The organism is Clostridium collagenovorans DSM 3089 (assembly GCF_900130005.1).
Lineage (GTDB): Bacteria > Bacillota > Clostridia > Clostridiales > Clostridiaceae > Clostridium_D > Clostridium_D collagenovorans.
Genome location: NZ_FQXP01000007.1, coordinates 25,653 through 44,856, shown reverse-complemented (window position 1 = coordinate 44,856; position 19,204 = coordinate 25,653). Strand labels below are relative to the sequence as shown.

Here is a 19,204-nt window from a genome sequence, read left to right as displayed (position 1 = left end):
ATCTGTCTCCTTCAATTATGTTTTATATAAGAAGTTTAAAAACAAACATAAGATAGTATGATAAAGTGTAAATTTAAGAAGTTGTTTTTAATAGATTTGAAAATATTTCTTTAGCATTGTTATTTTGAAATACTTCAATAGGAACTATAGCTATGATTATATGCGAATTTTTAAAAATATAGCTCTGCACCTTAAACTAATTACAGATTAATATAAGAAATATTTTAAATCCAAGATAATTCATGCAATTAATTTTGTCCTATCATCTTCATAAACATATCTTTTACAGCGGTGTTTTTAAAATATGAATATTCTCCTTAAAAACTACTATCTTATAAATGTTTTCTAGCGGAACTTCGTGGGTTTCAGTTGGAGAGTATAGAAATTATTTTACAGTTAAAGTAAATAAAATTACATTTATTAAAAGAAACACACGAAATAAATTATTGTTAGTCTTACCTTTTTTAAAAGAAATAAAAGAGGCTATAGCTATAGGAACAAATAATAGCAACAGCTTTATATTAGCAAATATAAAGCTAGCATCAATTGAATCAAGAACTAATGCAGTAGATTTTTCTAGTTTATCTACTGTGCTAATATATGTAATAAACGTACAAAAAAGATAAAATATGATACAAAGAAATTAAGCCTAAATTTTGAAAAAATATTTTAAGTTTACTACAACCATTTTTTAAACATTCAATATTATATAACATAGTCAATAGAATTAAAAATGTACCTGCAATAATTATATTAAAAGTACTTACAAGAGGAATAAAACTAACTAAAATTATTAAAATTAAAATTAACTTTAATGTAATTGAAAATTGCTATGAGGAGTATTTCTATTTGTTTTAAGGTTAGATATTTCATATAAATTCTTATAATTTTCTCCTATTTTTTGAAGGTTATCAGAATTATCTAAAACTTTTTTATTTTCTTTATCAATTTTAATATATTCTTCATTAAGCATATAATCTAAATTTACCTTCTAAATTTTATGGAATTTTACAAAATTATACCATGTATTTAATAACTTAAAAAGTATACCTATATTTATAGGTATATATATTTATGTAATCATAAATATTGTGTTCGTACTAGATATACTTATTTATCTCAAAAACATGAATGAAAGTTTAACATAAAAAAATATAATAGAATAAAGGTATTAGTTAAAATGTGGAGTATATTTAAGTTATCTGGTAAATATCCTTGGAGGATTGTCAGAGGTTTTATTGAAATTTATACAAGGTAGGTAAACTTAACTTGTACAATTTATGTAACATATACAATCATAAGTCTAGCTTATGTAATTTATGTAGCATAAGAATTCTAGATAATTAAAGCTAAACTTCAACTTGATTTAGAGGTTTATATTAGCTTAATTAATATCAATGAAATAAGACAAAAGGAACTAGAAGTTTAAATTAAGTTGTAAAAAATAATTTGTTTTATACTAATGGAATAAGGAGATGGGGAGATGAGTTTTTTTACGAAGTACATTAAGAAATACTATAAGTTATTTTTCTTGGCTATATTTTGTATAACCTTGGAAGTAACCAGTGATCTTATGCAGCCTACCATAATGTCAAAACTAGTTGATGATGGGGTAGCTAATGGTCGTTTGGATTATGTTTTAAAGCTTGGCTCAATTATGTTTGGCATTGCTTTGTTTGGTGCCATAGCTGCGGTTACGAGGAATGTGGTTGCAACTAGGGTTGCACAGGACTTTGGCGCTGAGCTTAGGGAGGATTTATTTAAGAAGATACAGAGATTAGACTTTGAGAATATAGATAAATTTGATAGGGCATCTCTTATAACTAGGCTTACTAATGATGTGAGTAATGTTCAACAATTTACTTACGGATTAATGCGATTCTTTGTTAGAGCGCCTTTAATTGGGATTGGCGCTATTATTATGGCTATAAGAATGGATTTTAAGTTGTCTTTAATACTTATAACTATTGTTCCTATAATAGTTGTAATAGTATCAATTAGTTTGAAGATGGGTTATCCACTATTTAATAGGGTTCAGAAGGCTATAGACAAGATGAATATGGTCACAAGGGAGTATTTAAGAGGGGTTAGGGTAGTTAAGGCTTTTAATAGATTTGATTATGAGAGGGAGAGGTTTGATGCTGTAAATTCTGGATTAACAGATCAATCAATTAGAGCTATGAGAGTCATGTCTATTTTTAATCCAACAGTGACTATAATTGTTAATATTGGTGTTGTGCTTATTTTATGGTTTGGAGGAGTTAGAATAAATTCAGGTACCTTGGAAGTTGGTAAGATAATAGCTTTTACAAATTATATGACTCAATTATTATTTTCTTTAATGTCTTTAGTTATGATCTTTACTTATTTAGTTAGAGCTAAGACTTCATTAGCTCGTATAGCTCAGGTCTTTTCAGAAAGTCCAACTATAAAAGAGGATATTAAAAGAGTAATAGAGCATGATTTAAGTGGAGACTTAGAGTTTAAGAATGTTAGCTTTTCTTATTCAGGTCTTAAAGGTGAGCCAGTGCTTAGAAATATTTCCTTCCATGTAGGTAAGGGGGAGACTCTTGGCATAATAGGTTCAACTGGAAGCGGTAAGACTAGCTTGGTTAATTTAACTGCTAGGTTTTATGATGTAAATGAGGGATGTATATTACTTGATGGAGTTGATGTAAGAGACATAGCTATTAATGAACTGAGAAGTAAATTATCAGTAGTGCCTCAAAGGTCTGTATTATTTTCAGGAACTATTAAGGATAACGTTAGATGGGGTAAGGAAGATGCCACAGAAGAAGAAATAATTGAGGTATGTAAAATATCATCAGCACATGAATTTATAAGTAAATTTAAGGATGGATATGAATCAAGAATTGGACAAAGTGGTACTAATTTATCTGGTGGTCAAAAGCAAAGATTATCTATTGCAAGGGCTCTTATAAAGAAGCCTGAGATTTTAATATTAGATGATTCAACTTCAGCAGTTGATACAGCTACAGAGTTTCAAATAAGAGCTGATTTAAAGGAATATGCACAGGGGTTAACAACTGTAATTATTGCCCAGAGAATAACTTCAGTTATGGATGCAGATGAGATTATAGTTTTAGATGAGGGAGAAATAGTTGGCTTGGGCAAACATGAAGAACTTATGAAGCAGTGTGATGTTTATAAGGATATTTATAAATCTCAAGTAGGATCTAAAACTGTAGCAAGCTAAGAAAGGAGGGGAGATTATGCAATACAATAATAAAAGTAGAGCTTTTAATGGACCAGGTAAACAATTGGGCGGGAATAGATTTATGAGAGGAAACCAAAAGCCAAAGAATTTAAGAAAGACTCTTAAACGGCTTTGGGGAATGTTTGGAAAAGAGAAGAAACTATTTATAGTAGTTTTTATATTAGTATTTTTAAGTGTTAATTTACTATTACTTGTGCCTTATTTAATAGGTAAGGCTGTGGATATTTTATCTGTAGGGCCTAATGCTGTAGAGTTTAACAAGCTACTTTGGGTAATAGGAATCTTAATGCTTATTTATATAATTGATGCTTCAATGAATTTAATACAAGGTTTAACCATGGCTGGAATAGCTCAAAGAATAGTAAAGAATATCCGTAAAATATTCTTTGATAAGCTACAAGTACTTCCTATGTCTTACTTTGATAGGAGTTTTCATGGGGACATAATGAGTAGACTTACTAATGATATTGATATATTAAGTAGTACAATTTCTTCATCAGTAGTACAGCTTATGAACAGTGCCATATCAATAGTTGGTTCCTTTGTTATGATGGTAATTTTAAGTCCTTTATTAACGGTTGCTAGTTTGATTTCCGTACCACTTATATTTATATTAACTAGAACTATAGCTAGTAAAACAAAGGTGTATTTTAAGGGACAACAGGATACCTTAGGAGCATTGAATTCTCAAATAGAGGAGAGCATTTCAGGTTTAGATGTAATCAAAGCTTTTAATCATGAAGAAAAGATAATATCAGAATTTGAAAAGTTAAATGAAGATTATAAAAATGTTGGATTTAAGGCACAGGTATGGTCAGGACTGTTAATGCCTTTAATGAATGTTATAAACAACCTTAGTTTTGCAACGGTGGCAATGGTAGGGGGAACACTAGCTATTAAGGGTTATATAACCTTAGGTGTTATAGCTTCATTTTTAAGTTATAGCAGACAGTTTGTAAGACCTTTAAATGAGATAGCTAATATATTTAACACTCTTCAATCAGCTGTGGCTGGAGCAGAGCGTGTATTTGAATTATTAGATGAAGAGGAAGAGATAATAGATAAGGAAGGTGCAAAGGAACTTAAGGAAGTAAGGGGAGAGGTTGAGTTTAAGGATATTTACTTTGGATATAATGATAAAGATCAAGTTCTTAAGGATATAAACTTTAAAGTAAGACCAGGAACCTCTGTTGCCATTGTAGGTGCTACAGGCTCAGGGAAAACTACTATAGTTAACTTGCTTTCAAGGTTTTATGAAATTTCTAAGGGAAGTATAACAATAGATGGTGTAGACATAAGAGATTATACAAGGGAAAGTTTAAGGAAAGTCTTTGGCATAGTGCTTCAAGATACCTATTTATTTTCAGGGACTATAAAGGATAATATAAAATACGGAAAACCTGATGCCACTGAAGAAGAGATTATGAGAGCATCTAAAATAGCTAATGCCCATAGTTTTATAGCTAGATTGCCAAAGGGATATGATACGGAAATATTAGAAGGCGGAAGTAGTTTAAGTGCAGGACAGAAGCAGCTTCTAGCCATAGCAAGAGCTGTTTTATCAGACACGCCTATCTTAATACTAGATGAGGCAACAAGTAATGTAGATACAAGAACAGAGCTTAAGATACAACAAGCAATGCTGAACTTAATGAAGGGTAGAACAAGCTTTATTATAGCTCACAGGCTAAGTACAATAAAGGATTCCGACATGATAATGGTAATAGATGATGGAAGAATAATAGAATGTGGAAGTCATGAAGAATTAGTAAGAGAACAAGGAACTTACTACAACCTATGTACAATAAATAAAATATGCTGATAAAGGATTGCTTAGGTAAAGGGTAAGAGAGAAGAGCTTGAATCCTAGGTTTGAAAATAGAAAATAAGTAAGTGTTTTAAAGAGACAGAAGATAGGAAGAGAGTTTAAAGATAAAAGAATAGGTGAAAAAGAACAATTAAGATGTCTTAAAGAGATAGAATAGTGGGAAAGCTTTAAAATATAGAAAAAAATTAAAAGATTTAAGATAGTAGAGAAAAACTAAAAAGTAAGAGTAAAGCTGCACTGTAGCTAAGTATTTTAATGATTTAGGTCATTTAATAATAGCAGGGTGCAGCTTTTTATTAATACTTAGGTAATTGGTCTAAGGATTTAAAAACATATCCTTCTGCACGCCAATCATTAATAAGGTCCTGCAAAATAATGGAGTTGGTTTTAGAAACTGCGTGGAGTAATAAAATATCTCCATTATCGGTTCTACCTTTTAGTAGCTTTTTAGATTCCTCAGGATCAGGTTGATTATTTACATCATAATCCTTATAAGCATTAGCCCAAAAGATTGATTTATAACCAAGTTCCTTGGTTAAAGCTAAGGATGCTTCACTGAATTCACCCATTGGTGGTCTAAAGAATCTATCTATTGGCTTACCTACAACTGCTTGGAACTTCTTGTCCAATGATTCAAGTTGATAATAACTAGCATCTCTACCCTCCACAGCTTTATCTACCATTGAAGGATGATCTTCGCTGTGATTTCCAACAATATGTCCCTCAGCAATCATTCTTTTAACTAAGTCAGGTGAACTTTTAAGGTAAGCTGAGGTAATGAAAAATGCTGCTTTAATATTGTTTTCTTTTAAGATATCTAGAATCTTAGGGGTTATTCCATTTTCGTATCCGCAATCAAAGGTTAAATATAATTCTTTATTAGATTTATTTCCTTCATAATATAAATCGTACTTTTCTTTGTATTTATCAGCTTCTCTAGGTGTATTAGGGTAAAAGTACCATGAATATCTTGTTTTATCTAAGGAAGCTAAGTCATACTTAAGATTACTCGGTTCAGTAGAGGGATTTTTATCATCTTCCTTAGGAATTTCAGTCTTAGGAGGCTCTTCATTATTAGAAGAGTCTCCTGTTGGCTTATCAACTTCTCCAGCTGGTGGAGGAGTAGCAGGAGGGGTAGTAGGTTCCTTCTTATTATCTTTGTCTGTTACATTAGGCTTATTTTCTACATCCTTAGGTGTATCATTTTTATTACATGCTGTAAAACTTAAGGATAATACTAAAACTAATAACAATGATAAACTTCTTTTTTTCATAACAGCTAATAACCTCCTTCATGAATTAATCAAGATATATAAATTACTATAATTATACAACAAAACCTTGCATATACAATGAGGTATTGGTAATTTATTTCTTTAAGGAAAATGTATATAAAAATAAAAATCGTTAAGAATTTAAAAGAGTATATTTAGGGATTGATGGCTTTAGTTAATCTGAATATATTTAGAAATTAAAGTTATGTTAAGTAAATTTAACATACTTTAAGCAAATATAACATTGTAGGAATAAACTTAATAAGATAAAATTTTATTTGTGAGCATATTTGCAAAGACATTATAGGATTATATATGTTTACGGAAAACATTACGAAGGAGAATGAAGATGAATTATATACTTTTAATAGTTGGATTTGTGCTTTTAATAAAGGGTGCAGATTTCTTTGTAGATGGAGCAGCAGCTATTGCTAAGAAGATGGGTATACCAGCAATGGTTGTAGGTCTTACAATAGTTTCACTTGGAACAAGTGCTCCAGAGCTTGCAATTAGCACAATTTCCTCAATACAGGGGAACAATGGAATAGCAATAGGAAACGTTCTAGGTTCTAATATATTTAATACCTTAGTTGTTTTAGGTGTTTCGTCTATATTAGCACCATTAATAATTAAAAAGGCACCTGTGGTTAAGGATTTTGCAGTAAATCTTATAATTACCTTGATATTATTTGTTATGGCTTTTGATGGATTATTAGGAGCTGGTGAAGACATTATCTCTAGAGGAGATGGAATTATACTTTTAATTTTATGTATTTCTTATATGGCTTATATAGTCATAAGTGCTAGAAATAATCCAGAGGTATGTGTGGACGAGGAGGCTGCTAATATAAAGGTATTACCAAAGGTGATTATATCTATAGTAGGTGTAGCAGGTATAGTATTTGGGGGTCAAATAGTAGTAGATTCAGCAAAGGAAATAGCATTATCCTTAGGCATGAGTGAGAAGCTTGTAGGATTAACAATAGTTGCTATAGGAACATCACTTCCTGAATTAGTAACATCAGTTGTAGCTGTATTGAAGAAGGAAAATGATATAGCACTAGGAAATGTTTTAGGATCAAATACCTTTAATATTTTACTTATCCTAGGGGTATCTTCAGGAATCAATCCTATTGCAGTATCACCAAGTTTAGCAATGGATTTTATATTCCTTATAGGAATCACTTTACTTATGATTGGAATTATATTCTTCAATAGAAAGTCACAAGAAAAGGTTCTAAGCAAAAAGGAAGGTATATTATTTGTGGCTTTATACATAGCTTATACAGTTTACATAATAATGAGAAACTAGTTAGATAGAATATTGAGATAGTTACTTTGGTTATGAAGTAGTATAGAAACTTTATTGATATAAGGTTGAAGCAACATAGTGGTAATATAGCAATAAGATAGACACAATGTAGAAATAAGATTGTGATAATATTGATACAATGTTGAGGTAGGATGCAGTATTATCGGTTTAATGTTGAAATAACATAGTGTTAATGCTGAGTAATACAGACAGGATACTGAAGTAATATAGATATAAAACAGAAATAAATTGTAATGTTATAGATATAATGCTGAAACAACATAGTGATAATATAGCAATAAGATAGACACAATGTAGCAATAAGATTGTGATAATATTGAAATAAGACTGAAGTAACATAGTAAAATTATAGAGATAATACTTAAAAACATAGTCTTGATACTGAAAATATATTTATAATATTAAAGAAAAATAGTAACTACAATTAGTTTTGTGGTTACTATTTTTGTTGTTTTCACAAAAAAATAGGGATAAGAGTTAAGGTGTTTTAAAAAAATATAAAGTAGTTTTTTACTACATAAGTAAGGATAATAAGTAAAAAGACATTAAAAACACCTTTAAATTATAGGGTGAAATTGAGGTGATTTAGCCCTTGAAAATCAGTTTTTTATTGTTTTAAGTTCAAAATTCAAAGGAACTTGTGCTAAAACTAAAGTACTTAGTACTTAAAAACAGTATATTCCATTAAAAATCAGTTCAAAAAGGTAACTTTTCCATGATTTTGGTAACCTTTTGGTAACCGGCAAGATTTCTTTGATAAATGGCTTATTTAAAGGACTAAGGCCCTAATATATATATAATATATTAATATAAATTATATATAATATATTATATAAGGTAACCGTAAATATAGTATACAAATGAGGTAGTTACTAAGGTTACGAAAAAAAGTTACGAAAAATATGGTTACAAAAAAAAATATATACCTCACATGTCCAATAAAAAAATATATATCAATATACATTTTTCCAAAAAGGTAACTTGGTAACCAGGATTTTAAATAATAGTTAATATAGTGGCACCCAAAGATAAGTGATAAAATACAAATCTTTTATTTTTTTTTCGAAAAATATAGCCCTTGGATAAAATTTCATGCATATAACTTAATATAGAGTGTATTAATTAAGAGTTTTCACTCAAACTAAGTGGGACGAGAATAATAAGTTTTAGGAGATGAGGAAATGCATATAGGTTTAAGGTTTTTAATAAGCCAAGGATTAATTTTAATGACAACTCTTTCAGGCAATGCCATGATTAATGGGGATGCTGATTACATAAATACCTTTGCAAACAGAAGTGAATATTCAGTAGTCTGTTTAGATTCGGTAGATGAAAAACTGGAGGATAAGGAAAAGAGTGAAGGAGATCAGTGTGGAAATCATGAGGGAAATCAATGTGAAAATAGTTCAGGAGATCAAGGTAAAGATAATTTAGGTGAAAATAAGAAGACTAGTTTTAGAGAGGCTTTAGGGATTATAGACGAATCCTATGCAGTGGATGCAGAAATAGTTGAGAAGTGGTTATCTGGTGAAGAGGAAGCAGATGGTGAAAAGCAAGTATTCTTAACCTTTGATGATGGGCCATCTAGAACCATAACTCCAAAGGTTTTAGATATACTTAAGGAGAAGGATGTAAAGGCTACTTTCTTTCAATGTGGAGAGATGATAGAACTTAGTCAATCCACTGAGGATTTAGTGCAAAGGGTTCATGAGGAAGGCCACGCTATAGGAAATCACTTTTACATACATGACATAGTCAAAATAAACACTGGTAAAAATCTAAATGGAGAGTACTGTAAGAAGCAGTTAAAGAAAAATGATGAGACTTTTAAAAAAGTTTTAGGTGATGATTTTAATTGCAGAATAATGAGAATGCCAGGGGGATTCGCCTCAAAAGAAAGAGCTAAATACTATGGCTTAGATGAATTCAAAGGGTATCTTAAAAACAACAGTATTTATAGCATAGAGTGGAATGCTTTAAGTGGTGATGCTGATGGAACAAACAAAAGCAGAAACCAGCTAGTTCAAGAGGTTAAAAAGACAGCTGAGGATAAAAGTAAGGTAATAGTTCTTATGCATGATACCTATGGAAAAGAGGAGACAGTAAAGGCGTTACCAGAGATAATAGATTATTTTAAGGACCAGGGTTTTCAGTTCAAAGTCATAGTATAAAAAAGTTTTTCACAGGAAGATGTTAAAACTATCAACAATGTGGATATAATATAAATATAGCTGTGGAAAGTATCTAAAAAGCATATTTTCCACAGCGATAAAAAAATTGAAAATATAAGGATTGTTTAAAAATCATTGAAAGATTAAATTTAAAACTATATAGTGTATTAAATAAACCTCACTTAGCTTTACAATAGCATAGTAAAATAATTGAATTTAACTAAGCTATTCATAGTGAAGTTTTAATATTGAAAGGTATATAGAATTATTTATAAAAACTTAGGGGGGAGCCTTATGGGTCTAATAGGTTCTAGAACAATAAAAACGGGTATAGGTGCTTTTATAGCAATTTGGATTTCTCAGTTACTTGGCTTAGAGTATTCAGCAGCTTCAGGAATAATAGTATTACTTACTCTTCAAAGTACTAGAAAGAAGTCCATGGATATCTCTTATCAAAGAGTAACAAGTGCAGTGGTAGCTCTTTTATTAGCTACTTTACTATTTAATATATTAGGTTTTAATTCCTTAGTTTTTGGATTATTTCTTATAATTTTTATCCCACTATCAGTAGAGATGAAGGTAGATGCAGGTATAGCATCTGGGGCAGTATTAGTTACGCATTTACTTGTTAAGGGTGAAGTTACATGGCCATTATTTATAAATGAATGCTTACTTGTGGTTATAGGTGTAGGAATAGCCTTGTTAATGAACATCTATATACCAAGCAAGGAAAAGGAGCTTAAAGAAAGCATATCCATTATAGAAGAGGATATGAAGATAATACTTAATAACATGGCTAGTTTTATAGAGAGTCATGATGAAAAGTATTTACACTCCAAGCACTTTGGAGAATTAAAAGCTAAAATAAGTGAAGCAACTAAGTTATCCTATGAGAATATTGAGAATAAGTTTTGCGAAAATGGTATTTACTATGTTGCTTATATGGAGATGAGACGAACACAGTTCCAAATTATAAAGAGAATGAGAACCTACATAATAGGTTTATTTATGATTTATGAACATGGAAATATATTAGCTAACTTTTCAAAAAAGGTATCTGATAATTTATTTACAGAGAATACTGCTGAAGGATTAATTGATGAACTTAAGATAATAAGAGAACAATTTAAGGTTATGGAGTTACCAAAGACAAGAGAGGAATTTGAAAATAGGGCAATACTTTTTCAATATCTTAATGATTTAGAGAGTTTTTTAAGGGTGAAATATGATTTTTCACAAAAAGCTAACAATAAATATTATAATTAAAGTTTAAAAATATTTTAGACTTTGATATGATTATAATAATACATAATTTTAGGTATGGAAATTTTAGACTTTAATATGTGAAGTTAGCCATCCTTTACAAGTGAAAATTAATTCACAGATGGCAAAGAGTTCATATGTAAAATTTCAAGAGTGTTTTTAAGTAAGGTTTTAAAGTAAGAAAAATAAGGAATGAGAGGTAGCAGTATGGCTGTAAAGATTTTAACAGATAGTACAAGTTATATAAAAGATAAAGTAAGAGAAGAATTGGATATAAGAAGATTATGCTTAAGTGTGACCTTTCCAAATGAGAGTTTTAAAGAGTCAGAGATAAATAATGAAGATTTTTATAAGAAGATGAATGAGTATGGAATACCAGTATCTTCACAGCCTTCAGTTGATGAAGTGTTCAATGAGATGAATAGCATTATAAAAAATGGAGATAGCATTTTATGTGTATTAATATCTTCTGAAATGAGCGGAACATATTCTACAGCTCACTTAGTAAAAAATATGATATTAGAGGAAACTCCAGATGCACAAATAGAGATCTTAGATTCAAGAAGTAACAGTATGCAACTAGGTTTTGCAGCAATCGTAGCAGCAAGAGTAGCTAAGGAAGGTAAGTCCTTAGAAGAGGTTAAAGTAGAAGCAGAAAAAATCATAGCTAGAAGTAGATTTTTATTCATACCAGATAATTTAGAATACCTTAAAAAGGGTGGAAGAATTGGAGGGGCTAGTGCCTTAATAGGAAGCTTCTTAAGAATAATTCCAATACTAACAGTTGAAAATGGTGTAACAACTGTAATAACAAAAATTAGAACTAAGAGCAAAGCTGTAGCAGCAATGCTTGATAAGATGTATCAAGATATAGAAAAGCACGGATTAGGAGAAGTAATTGTACATCATATAAATTGTCATGATGAAGCTACAGAACTTGCAAATAAGATAAAAGAGAAATTAAATGTAACTCCTGAAATAGTAGATATAGGCCCGGTAATAGGTTTACACGTTGGACCAGGAGCTATAGGAATAGTTTATTACACAGAAGAACCATTAAGATAATAAGCGCTGCTAAAGGTTCCCCCTAAGGTTACAGTTAAAGAGATTATTGTGAGATTACCTATAATAATTACCTTTGAATCATTGTAGCTTAGGGGGATTTATATTAAAAGCATATTGCTGCTTGTGCGCAATTTATGAGTATTTACCTAAATTAAATTTTTTGTTTTTTACATTTAGTTTTATAAAGTCTTTTAAAGTTTTCAAGGTCCTTAAAGTTTTTAAAGCTTTTTTTAGGAATAATAAAAAATCTATCTCTGTGAAGGTGTATTACAAAACCTTCTCCATACTCTTTAATATAGGATATAAACTCCCAATTTAAATGAAGAGTTGAATTAGCTGTTTTTATATTTATACCCTTATTGTTTATGGTATATGATTGATTTTCTTGAAGAGCTAAATTGCCATCAAAGGTAGCTAATTGCTTACGTATCATTTTCTTTTCCATTAATAATAAAAGAAAAAACCAAAGTACAAGCACAATAAACATAGAAATAATGCTTAAGAAGATTAAAGAATCATTCTTATTATGTTTAAAGAGTTTGATACATATAAGAGTAATAAAAATGGTAAAAGCACCAAGCCATATGAATTTTGATTTCCTAGAGGTATATTTTAGAAAAGCTTCAAAATCATCTTTACATAGCTTAACGTTCATCGTTAAAATAGTGGTATCCTTCATCCTACGGCCTCCCTTTAAGGTAGATAACAAGTAATTGAATAAATGAATTACAAAGTAGTTTTAATATATATCAGGTATTTTATAGAATACGAAACATAAAAAATAAAAGCACTATAATAATACTTATGAAAAATAAAAGGAAAATATGAGAAACTAAGCATAAAGCTTAACAAAACTTAACCAAAAGTACATTAATTCGCTTTTATACATAAGAAAAATTAAGATATATAAGTCCTAATTAATATTCTATATTTATATTAATAATTGAATTTAATATATAATGAATCTTATATCTAAAAAGAATGAAGGTTCTTTATTATATTGGGATATAAATCTTTTTAGGAGTAATACAAAGATTAATAGTAAGGTAGAATATTAAATAAGAGGTTATATTAATGCAGATAGATTTTTCATAAAACAAAAGGTGAATAAATATAAATGAAGGTATAAATTGCATATGAATTGCATATGCAAGAAATAGAGTAGGTAAAAATTATACACTTAAGTAGTAGTATATACGACTAAAGTAGTAGAAAAAATATTTTTAAATAAAAAATATTTTTAAAATTAAACAGTTATTTAAAGAGATATTAATAAAATTAAAAAATACAAGATAAGCAAAGAGAATTTAGAGTAAAACATGTCATTAAACATATTAAAACAATTTTGAAGAAAATTAATTTTTAAATTTAATTTAATTTAATCAAAAAATATTCAAAAATACAAAAAAAAACAAAAATATGACTGAAAACAAAAAGAGTTGTAAATAAAAGGGGGATATTGTCACGCATTATGCAATGTGGTAATATATCAAGTGAATAAAAAAAATCAATTCAGAAAGTTGTGAAAAAATTATCGTTGAAGTTGTATAAAAAATCACAAAGACAGTAGAGGAACAAGTTAAGAGTAGTTCCTGTTGCTTGTTTTAAGCATCGCTTATTTAGGATTATTACAACTGTTAAGTTTACTTATGTATATAGGTTTTAATATTAGGGGTTAATTTATAATTTAAACTGAAATTTGACTTTAGAAGTGTAAACTGAGAAAGCTAAATTTGGTGGTCTTACTTTTGTAAAATAAGGTTATTAAAACATGTATTAAAGGTGAAAATTGAGCAGTTATTACAGTATAAAAGTATAAGGTTATATAACTAACAGAGATAAGTTTACAAAACCATAGGGGGAGCTTATAAATGGGAAAGAGAATAAGCAAAATGGTAAGCAACTTGAGTTTAAAAGAAATTAAAGAGCGGGATGCTGATAAAAAGGAACGAGATTCAGTGAGTAGTAAAGATTTTAATAAATATTCCGTTATTTTAGCAGTGGCAGTAAGTGTACTGATGATAATAGCATGTGTTGTTTACACCACAATGATAAAGGATATGTTAAATGAGGAAACACAATCTCATCTTTTAGAGGTTTCTAATCAAAATGCTGTCATTTTAGATAGTGAAATAAATAGTAATGTTAAAGTTTTGGAGGCTATTTCTAACACTATTGCTGAAGAGGAGAAATTAGATAGTGATAAGCTTTTAAACATTATGAAAAATGAAGCTGATAAACATGCCTTTGCTAGAATGTCCATTGTTTTGCCGAATAACAGGGCGTATATGAGTGATGGAATGGTTATTGATTATGAAGGTTATAAAAATATGTTTAAGGATGCAAGTGCAGGGAAAAGTAGCATATCAGATGTTATGTATTCAACAATAGATAATAAGAAGATTATTGTTTATGCGGTACCTATATATATAAGTGGGGAAGTAAAGGCTGTGCTTACTGCAACTAGTCATCTTGATACTTTGGAAAAAAAGCTAGATGTACCATTTTTTGAGGGAAAGGGATATGTGTACGTTTTAAGAAATGATGGCGAAATTATACTGAATAATAGAAGTGAAGAGATAGTTAGCGAAACTAATAAAAATATATTTGATGTAATTCAGTATCATGAAAGTGAAACTTTAAATGTACTTAGGGAGGACTTCTTTTATGGAAAGTCTGGGGTTAAGAGAGTAAAATCTATTGATGGAAATGAAAAGTTTATGGGATATGTACCCTTAAATAATATGAAAGGGTGGTATAGTATATCAGTTGTACCAGCTAATGTAGCTTTTAGTAAAGCTAGTTCAGTTATAAAATTAACCATTGCATTATGTTCATTTATAATGATTATAGGTGGAATATTCTTTGGATATATAATTAGACTTAGAAACAAGAATAAGAAGACCATAGAATATTTAGCTTTTAAAGATAAGGTTACGGGTTTTGGAAATCTTAATAAGTTTAAAATAGAAACACTAAAGCTTCTAAGAAAAAATAAAGATGATAAATACGCAATTATACAATTAGATATTGATAAGTTTAAATATATAAATGATGTTTTTGGTTATGATGAGGGAAATAAAGTACTAGTTCATATATCAAATGTTATAGATAGTAAATTAGACTGTGATGAAATCTTTGGTAGAGTCAATGGAGATGTATTCCTTGTTTTAATGAAATATAAGGAAGAACAGGACATACTGGATTTCATTGAGTTATTAAATAGAGATGTAGATAATTTTGAAGATTTAGTTGTTTATGGTTACAAGGTTACTCTTAACTATGGTATATATAAAATAGTTGATACTACCATGGAAATTAACCGAATGATTGATAGAGCTAATGTTGCAGCTAAAACCTTAAAGGATAATGGTAATGGCTACTATTGTTTCTTTAATGATGAAATAAGGAAAAGAATCCTAAATGAAAGAGAAATAGAAAACACCATGCATTTAGCATTAAAGAATAAAGAGTTTATACCGTACTTCCAACCACAATATGATCTTCAAAGTGGAAAGGTTGTAGGTGTAGAGGCTCTTATAAGATGGATTACGCCTGAGAAAGGATTAGTTCCACCGAATGATTTCATACCTATTTTCGAGAAAAATGGCTTCATAATAGAGCTGGATAAATATGTTTTAGAAGAGGTATGTAAGATAATTAAGTCATGGATAGATAGAGGCATAGAGCCTATTATGGTATCTATAAATATGTCTAGGTTGCATCTTCATAATATTAATTTTATTGATAACTTTGAAGAAATTATAAAGAAATATGATGTGCCAGCTAGGTTAATAGAATTAGAAATAACGGAGAGTGCCGTTTTTGATAACATAGCTATCTTCAATGATATTATAGATAAATTAAAGAAAATAGGTTTTGTTATTTCTATGGATGACTTTGGTTCGGGATACTCTTCATTGAATCTATTAAAGGATGTAACAATGGATATCTTAAAGTTAGATAGAGATTTCTTTAATAAATCTTATGCAACGGAAAGGGATAAAATAGTTGTAACTAGCATAGTAGAAATGGCTAAACAGCTAAATATGAAGGTAGTTGCAGAGGGTGTTGAAACAGAGGGTCAAGTTGATTTCTTAAAGGATATAAATTGTCATATGGCTCAAGGGTATTACTTTGCAAGACCTATGCCAACAGAAGAATTTGAAAAGCTTAACTTTAAATAAGATAAGTAAAAGGCAAAAGAATACTAATAAATAATCAAAAAAAGATAAAAAGAGTATGAGTAAGAATAAATTATGGCATATAGTAGATAGTACTAATAGATAAGTAATAAGTAATAAGTAATAAGTAATAAGTAATAAGTAATAAGTAAGATAGAGAAAATAAAAGTGTATAAGTAAGAATCAATAGAGAATATGAAAGATGCTCTAACATAGAAGTAATAAGTAAGATAGAAGAACCTATAAGTAATATATAGTAAAAAGGCTATAAAATTAAGTGTTTATATAGGATATGTGGATTTGGTGTTACAAATCTACATATCCTATTCTTTACTCCTAATTTATAGCCTTTTTATATTTAATAGCTTATAGCTTTAACTAAACATTTAATATTTAATAGAGTATATCTTGAGTTAAATACTTAATGTTTAACTGTTTATAGTCTGAATCTAATATTTAATATTTCATAACTTACAGTTTAAATTAAATACTTTATATTTTGCAGTTTAAGTATTACTCACTGATTCCGCTTTCGTGGAACTTTTTATTTAACTTATGAGTTATTTTGTGGAATGGCTTTTTAAGAAGCAATCCTACAAATAAGAACCCAAAGAATAAAGCAGCTAGTATTCCTAAATCATAAAATAAATTCTCTCTAAATATTCCTGCAACACATTCTCTCATAGCACCTACTGCGTAGGTAAATGGTAAGAATGGATTTATTGCTTGGAAGAATGGTGGTGTAACTTCTATTGGGAAGGTACCACCTGAAGCTGATATTTGTAATACTAGGATTATGACTCCGATTGCTTTACCAACATTTCCGAAAAGAGAAACAAGAGTATACACAATCATACTGAAGCTTATAGAGATTATAACACCACTTATTACAAAGGAGCTAAAGTTACTTATATAACATCCCAGTAAATATTTATCTCCAATTGTAACTATTAAACTTTGGATAACAGCTAAAGTGAAGAAAAGCAAGTATTTACCTAAGAATTCTTCATAAGGTTTAGTAACTGTTCCATCATTAAAAGGAGCTGCTTCAACAGTAAGTATAGAACTAAGAATTAATACACCAACCCATAAACTTAAAGATGTAAAGAAAGGAGACATTGCAGAACCATAATTAGGAACTGGATATACCTTGCTTTCAGTAAGTTCAACAGGTGTAGATATAAATGATTTAATTACATCTGGATCATTTATTAATAAATCTATTAATTGATCTAACTTACCAGTACTTTGTAACTCTCTAGTTTTATCAGCCACCTTGTGTAATGTAGGTCTTATTTCTGGAAGCTTAGCCTTTAATGTACCTAAGGTTTCTTCAGCTATATCAGAACCCTTAATACCAAGGTTTAAAAGCTTTTTGATGTCAGGCATAGACTTCTGAGCATCGCCTATAACAGTTTTAGCATTATTAGATATAGATGTCACCTTAGCAACAGCAGCATCAAATTCTGGTTTAATAACTGTATCGAAGGTAACAAGCTTATCATCAATAAATTTAGTTACTTCATTAGCTTTAGTTCTTAAGTTATTAAGAACTTCCTGGGAAATAGTTCCGTTAGTATTAACATTATTAATAGCTGTATCCACATAAGAATTTAAGGAGCTAATAGAAGCACTTAACTTTTTAAGATCCTCAGCAATAGGCTTAAGATCAGGATTTAGCTTGCTAAATTTATCAAGTAAATTTGCTGTAGAGTCTACTTTTCCTTGAAGCACTGATAAATAAGACTTAACATTAGTTAATACCTCAACAACTCTTTCGCCATTAGGAAGATTATTAAAGTTATTGTTTAAGGTGTCTTGTACTTCATGAGCAATATTACTAGCAAATTGAAGAGAATCCTTAACCATTGGTGCTAATTGATTTACTGAGGTATTCACATTATCTACGAATTTATCAGCAGTATTAAGCACATCATTTGCACTGTTAAGACTATCCTCAACTAAAGGAACATCTGAATTAAACTTAGTTATAACTTCATTTAAGGTTATAGAACCATCATAGAATTCATTAACGGTAGAAGTTATTTTGTCCATGTTGTCATCAAGTTTAATTATAGCAGTTGCAAGCTTATCTAAATTAGGTCTTTGATTTTGAAGTTCAACTCCTATCTCATCGAAGGTAGAGAAGATTACTCCATTAACCATCTTTATAAAGTTCTCGCTTACAGTTTCCTTTAAAGCAGAAGCACCACTTTTAGTTATCTTAGGTGCAACGGCATTACGTTTTTCATTAACCGTGTATAAAAGCTGCGGTTTAACAGGTTCATTTGATATAAATGAAGTTATATTCTTAGAAAAATCCTCAGGAATAACAATTCTAGCATAGTATTCATTGTGTATTAGTCCATATTCTCCCTGAGCTTCATCTACGAATTTCCACCCTATGGCGTCATTCTTCTTTAACTCATCAACAATATCATCACCTAAGTGTAAATCCTCACCATTAAAGTTGGTACCCTTATCTAGGTTAACTATAGCAACAGAAACTCCCTTTGTATTTGAATAGGGGTCCCAAGATGCCTTGATATTAAACCAAGCATATAATGAAGGAAGGATACACAAACCAAGTGCAATTATTATAGCCATATAGTTTTTACTAATATTGACTATATCCCGTTTGTAAATTTTAAAAATGTTTTTCATAACTTCACCCTTTTTCAAATAAAATTTAAAAATAGATATAAATACCAAATATAAAGATTAAAGCCTGAAGTCTAGAGTCTAAAGTCCAATGAATATAATATCCCATAACCTGTGCAAGTGCATGTAACTTTAAAAATAAATAATAGACTCTTAAATTGGTAACTTCGTGATGTTATGGTTGTAA

12 protein-coding genes are annotated in these 19,204 nt (G+C 29.5%); 8 read left to right on the top strand and 4 right to left on the bottom strand.

Going from position 1 to position 19,204, the window contains the following annotated elements; translation table 11 throughout:
* Positions 1-338 precede the first annotated feature (338 nt).
* The gene (locus BUA48_RS09755; protein ID WP_072831877.1) at positions 339-626 is read left to right on the top strand and encodes a hypothetical protein; all 288 of its coding nucleotides are present in this window, start codon (positions 339-341) and stop codon (positions 624-626) included.
* A gap of 185 nt (positions 627-811) precedes the next feature.
* On the opposite strand, the gene BUA48_RS15590 is transcribed toward BUA48_RS09755, so the two are convergent.
* Positions 812-973 (bottom strand): hypothetical protein, encoded by a 162-nt coding sequence (locus tag BUA48_RS15590; protein ID WP_178138970.1) that lies wholly within the window; start codon positions 971-973, stop codon positions 812-814.
* A 510-nt stretch (positions 974-1,483) separates the two neighbouring features.
* On the opposite strand from BUA48_RS15590, the gene BUA48_RS09750 reads away from it, so the two are divergent.
* Together BUA48_RS09750 and BUA48_RS09745 are read left to right on the top strand one after the other, a co-directional pair.
* Positions 1,484-3,217: an ABC transporter ATP-binding protein gene (locus BUA48_RS09750; protein ID WP_072831876.1), complete on the top strand. Its 1,734-nt coding sequence runs from the start codon at positions 1,484-1,486 to the stop codon at positions 3,215-3,217.
* Positions 3,218-3,233: 16 nt separating this feature from the next.
* Entirely contained in the window at positions 3,234-5,060 is a 1,827-nt protein-coding gene (locus tag BUA48_RS09745) for an ABC transporter ATP-binding protein (protein WP_072831875.1), read from the top strand.
* A 302-nt stretch (positions 5,061-5,362) separates the two neighbouring features.
* On the opposite strand, the gene BUA48_RS09740 is transcribed toward BUA48_RS09745, so the two are convergent.
* Entirely contained in the window at positions 5,363-6,340 is a 978-nt protein-coding gene (locus BUA48_RS09740) for a polysaccharide deacetylase family protein (RefSeq protein WP_072831874.1), read from the bottom strand.
* 349 nt (positions 6,341-6,689) lie between these two features.
* Between BUA48_RS09740 and BUA48_RS09735 the strand changes: the two genes are divergently transcribed.
* From BUA48_RS09735 to BUA48_RS09720, 4 genes are all read left to right on the top strand, one after another.
* Positions 6,690-7,652, top strand: coding sequence for a calcium/sodium antiporter (locus tag BUA48_RS09735; protein ID WP_072831873.1), 963 nt, complete (start codon positions 6,690-6,692; stop codon positions 7,650-7,652).
* A gap of 1,202 nt (positions 7,653-8,854) precedes the next feature.
* Positions 8,855-9,844, top strand: coding sequence for a polysaccharide deacetylase family protein (locus BUA48_RS09730; RefSeq protein ID WP_072831872.1), 990 nt, complete (start codon positions 8,855-8,857; stop codon positions 9,842-9,844).
* A gap of 294 nt (positions 9,845-10,138) precedes the next feature.
* Complete coding sequence (locus BUA48_RS09725) at positions 10,139-11,110, top strand: aromatic acid exporter family protein (protein WP_072831871.1); 972 nt, start codon at positions 10,139-10,141, stop codon at positions 11,108-11,110.
* Between the two features lie 204 nt (positions 11,111-11,314).
* Positions 11,315-12,172 carry a DegV family protein gene (locus tag BUA48_RS09720; RefSeq protein ID WP_072831870.1) on the top strand — a complete coding sequence of 286 codons (858 nt, stop codon included), beginning with the start codon at positions 11,315-11,317 and terminating at the stop codon, positions 12,170-12,172.
* 151 nt (positions 12,173-12,323) lie between these two features.
* On the opposite strand, the gene BUA48_RS09715 is transcribed toward BUA48_RS09720, so the two are convergent.
* The gene (locus BUA48_RS09715; RefSeq protein WP_072831869.1) at positions 12,324-12,851 is read right to left on the bottom strand and encodes a YcxB family protein; all 528 of its coding nucleotides are present in this window, start codon (positions 12,849-12,851) and stop codon (positions 12,324-12,326) included.
* Between the two features lie 1,192 nt (positions 12,852-14,043).
* On the opposite strand from BUA48_RS09715, the gene BUA48_RS09710 reads away from it, so the two are divergent.
* On the top strand, positions 14,044-16,359 hold the full coding sequence (locus BUA48_RS09710) for a bifunctional diguanylate cyclase/phosphodiesterase (RefSeq protein WP_084666229.1): 2,316 nt from the start codon (positions 14,044-14,046) through the stop codon (positions 16,357-16,359).
* Between the two features lie 510 nt (positions 16,360-16,869).
* On the opposite strand, the gene BUA48_RS09705 is transcribed toward BUA48_RS09710, so the two are convergent.
* Positions 16,870-19,020, bottom strand: a complete 2,151-nt coding sequence (locus BUA48_RS09705; protein WP_072831868.1) for a YhgE/Pip domain-containing protein — start codon at positions 19,018-19,020, stop codon at positions 16,870-16,872.
* Positions 19,021-19,204: the final 184 nt, after the last annotated feature.

What these genes read in the sequence shown, in the direction of transcription:
- BUA48_RS09755 (WP_072831877.1), top strand. Translation starts at nt 339, where the DNA reads ATGTTTTCTAGCGGAACTTCGTGGGTTTCAGTTGGAGAGTATAGAAAT.
- BUA48_RS15590 (WP_178138970.1), bottom strand. Translation starts at nt 973, where the DNA reads ATGCTTAATGAAGAATATATTAAAATTGATAAAGAAAATAAAAAAGTT.
- BUA48_RS09750 (WP_072831876.1), top strand. Translation starts at nt 1,484, where the DNA reads ATGAGTTTTTTTACGAAGTACATTAAGAAATACTATAAGTTATTTTTC.
- BUA48_RS09745 (WP_072831875.1), top strand. Translation starts at nt 3,234, where the DNA reads ATGCAATACAATAATAAAAGTAGAGCTTTTAATGGACCAGGTAAACAA.
- BUA48_RS09740 (WP_072831874.1), bottom strand. Translation starts at nt 6,340, where the DNA reads ATGAAAAAAAGAAGTTTATCATTGTTATTAGTTTTAGTATTATCCTTA.
- BUA48_RS09735 (WP_072831873.1), top strand. Translation starts at nt 6,690, where the DNA reads ATGAATTATATACTTTTAATAGTTGGATTTGTGCTTTTAATAAAGGGT.
- BUA48_RS09730 (WP_072831872.1), top strand. Translation starts at nt 8,855, where the DNA reads ATGCATATAGGTTTAAGGTTTTTAATAAGCCAAGGATTAATTTTAATG.
- BUA48_RS09725 (WP_072831871.1), top strand. Translation starts at nt 10,139, where the DNA reads ATGGGTCTAATAGGTTCTAGAACAATAAAAACGGGTATAGGTGCTTTT.
- BUA48_RS09720 (WP_072831870.1), top strand. Translation starts at nt 11,315, where the DNA reads ATGGCTGTAAAGATTTTAACAGATAGTACAAGTTATATAAAAGATAAA.
- BUA48_RS09715 (WP_072831869.1), bottom strand. Translation starts at nt 12,851, where the DNA reads ATGAAGGATACCACTATTTTAACGATGAACGTTAAGCTATGTAAAGAT.
- BUA48_RS09710 (WP_084666229.1), top strand. Translation starts at nt 14,044, where the DNA reads ATGGGAAAGAGAATAAGCAAAATGGTAAGCAACTTGAGTTTAAAAGAA.
- BUA48_RS09705 (WP_072831868.1), bottom strand. Translation starts at nt 19,020, where the DNA reads ATGAAAAACATTTTTAAAATTTACAAACGGGATATAGTCAATATTAGT.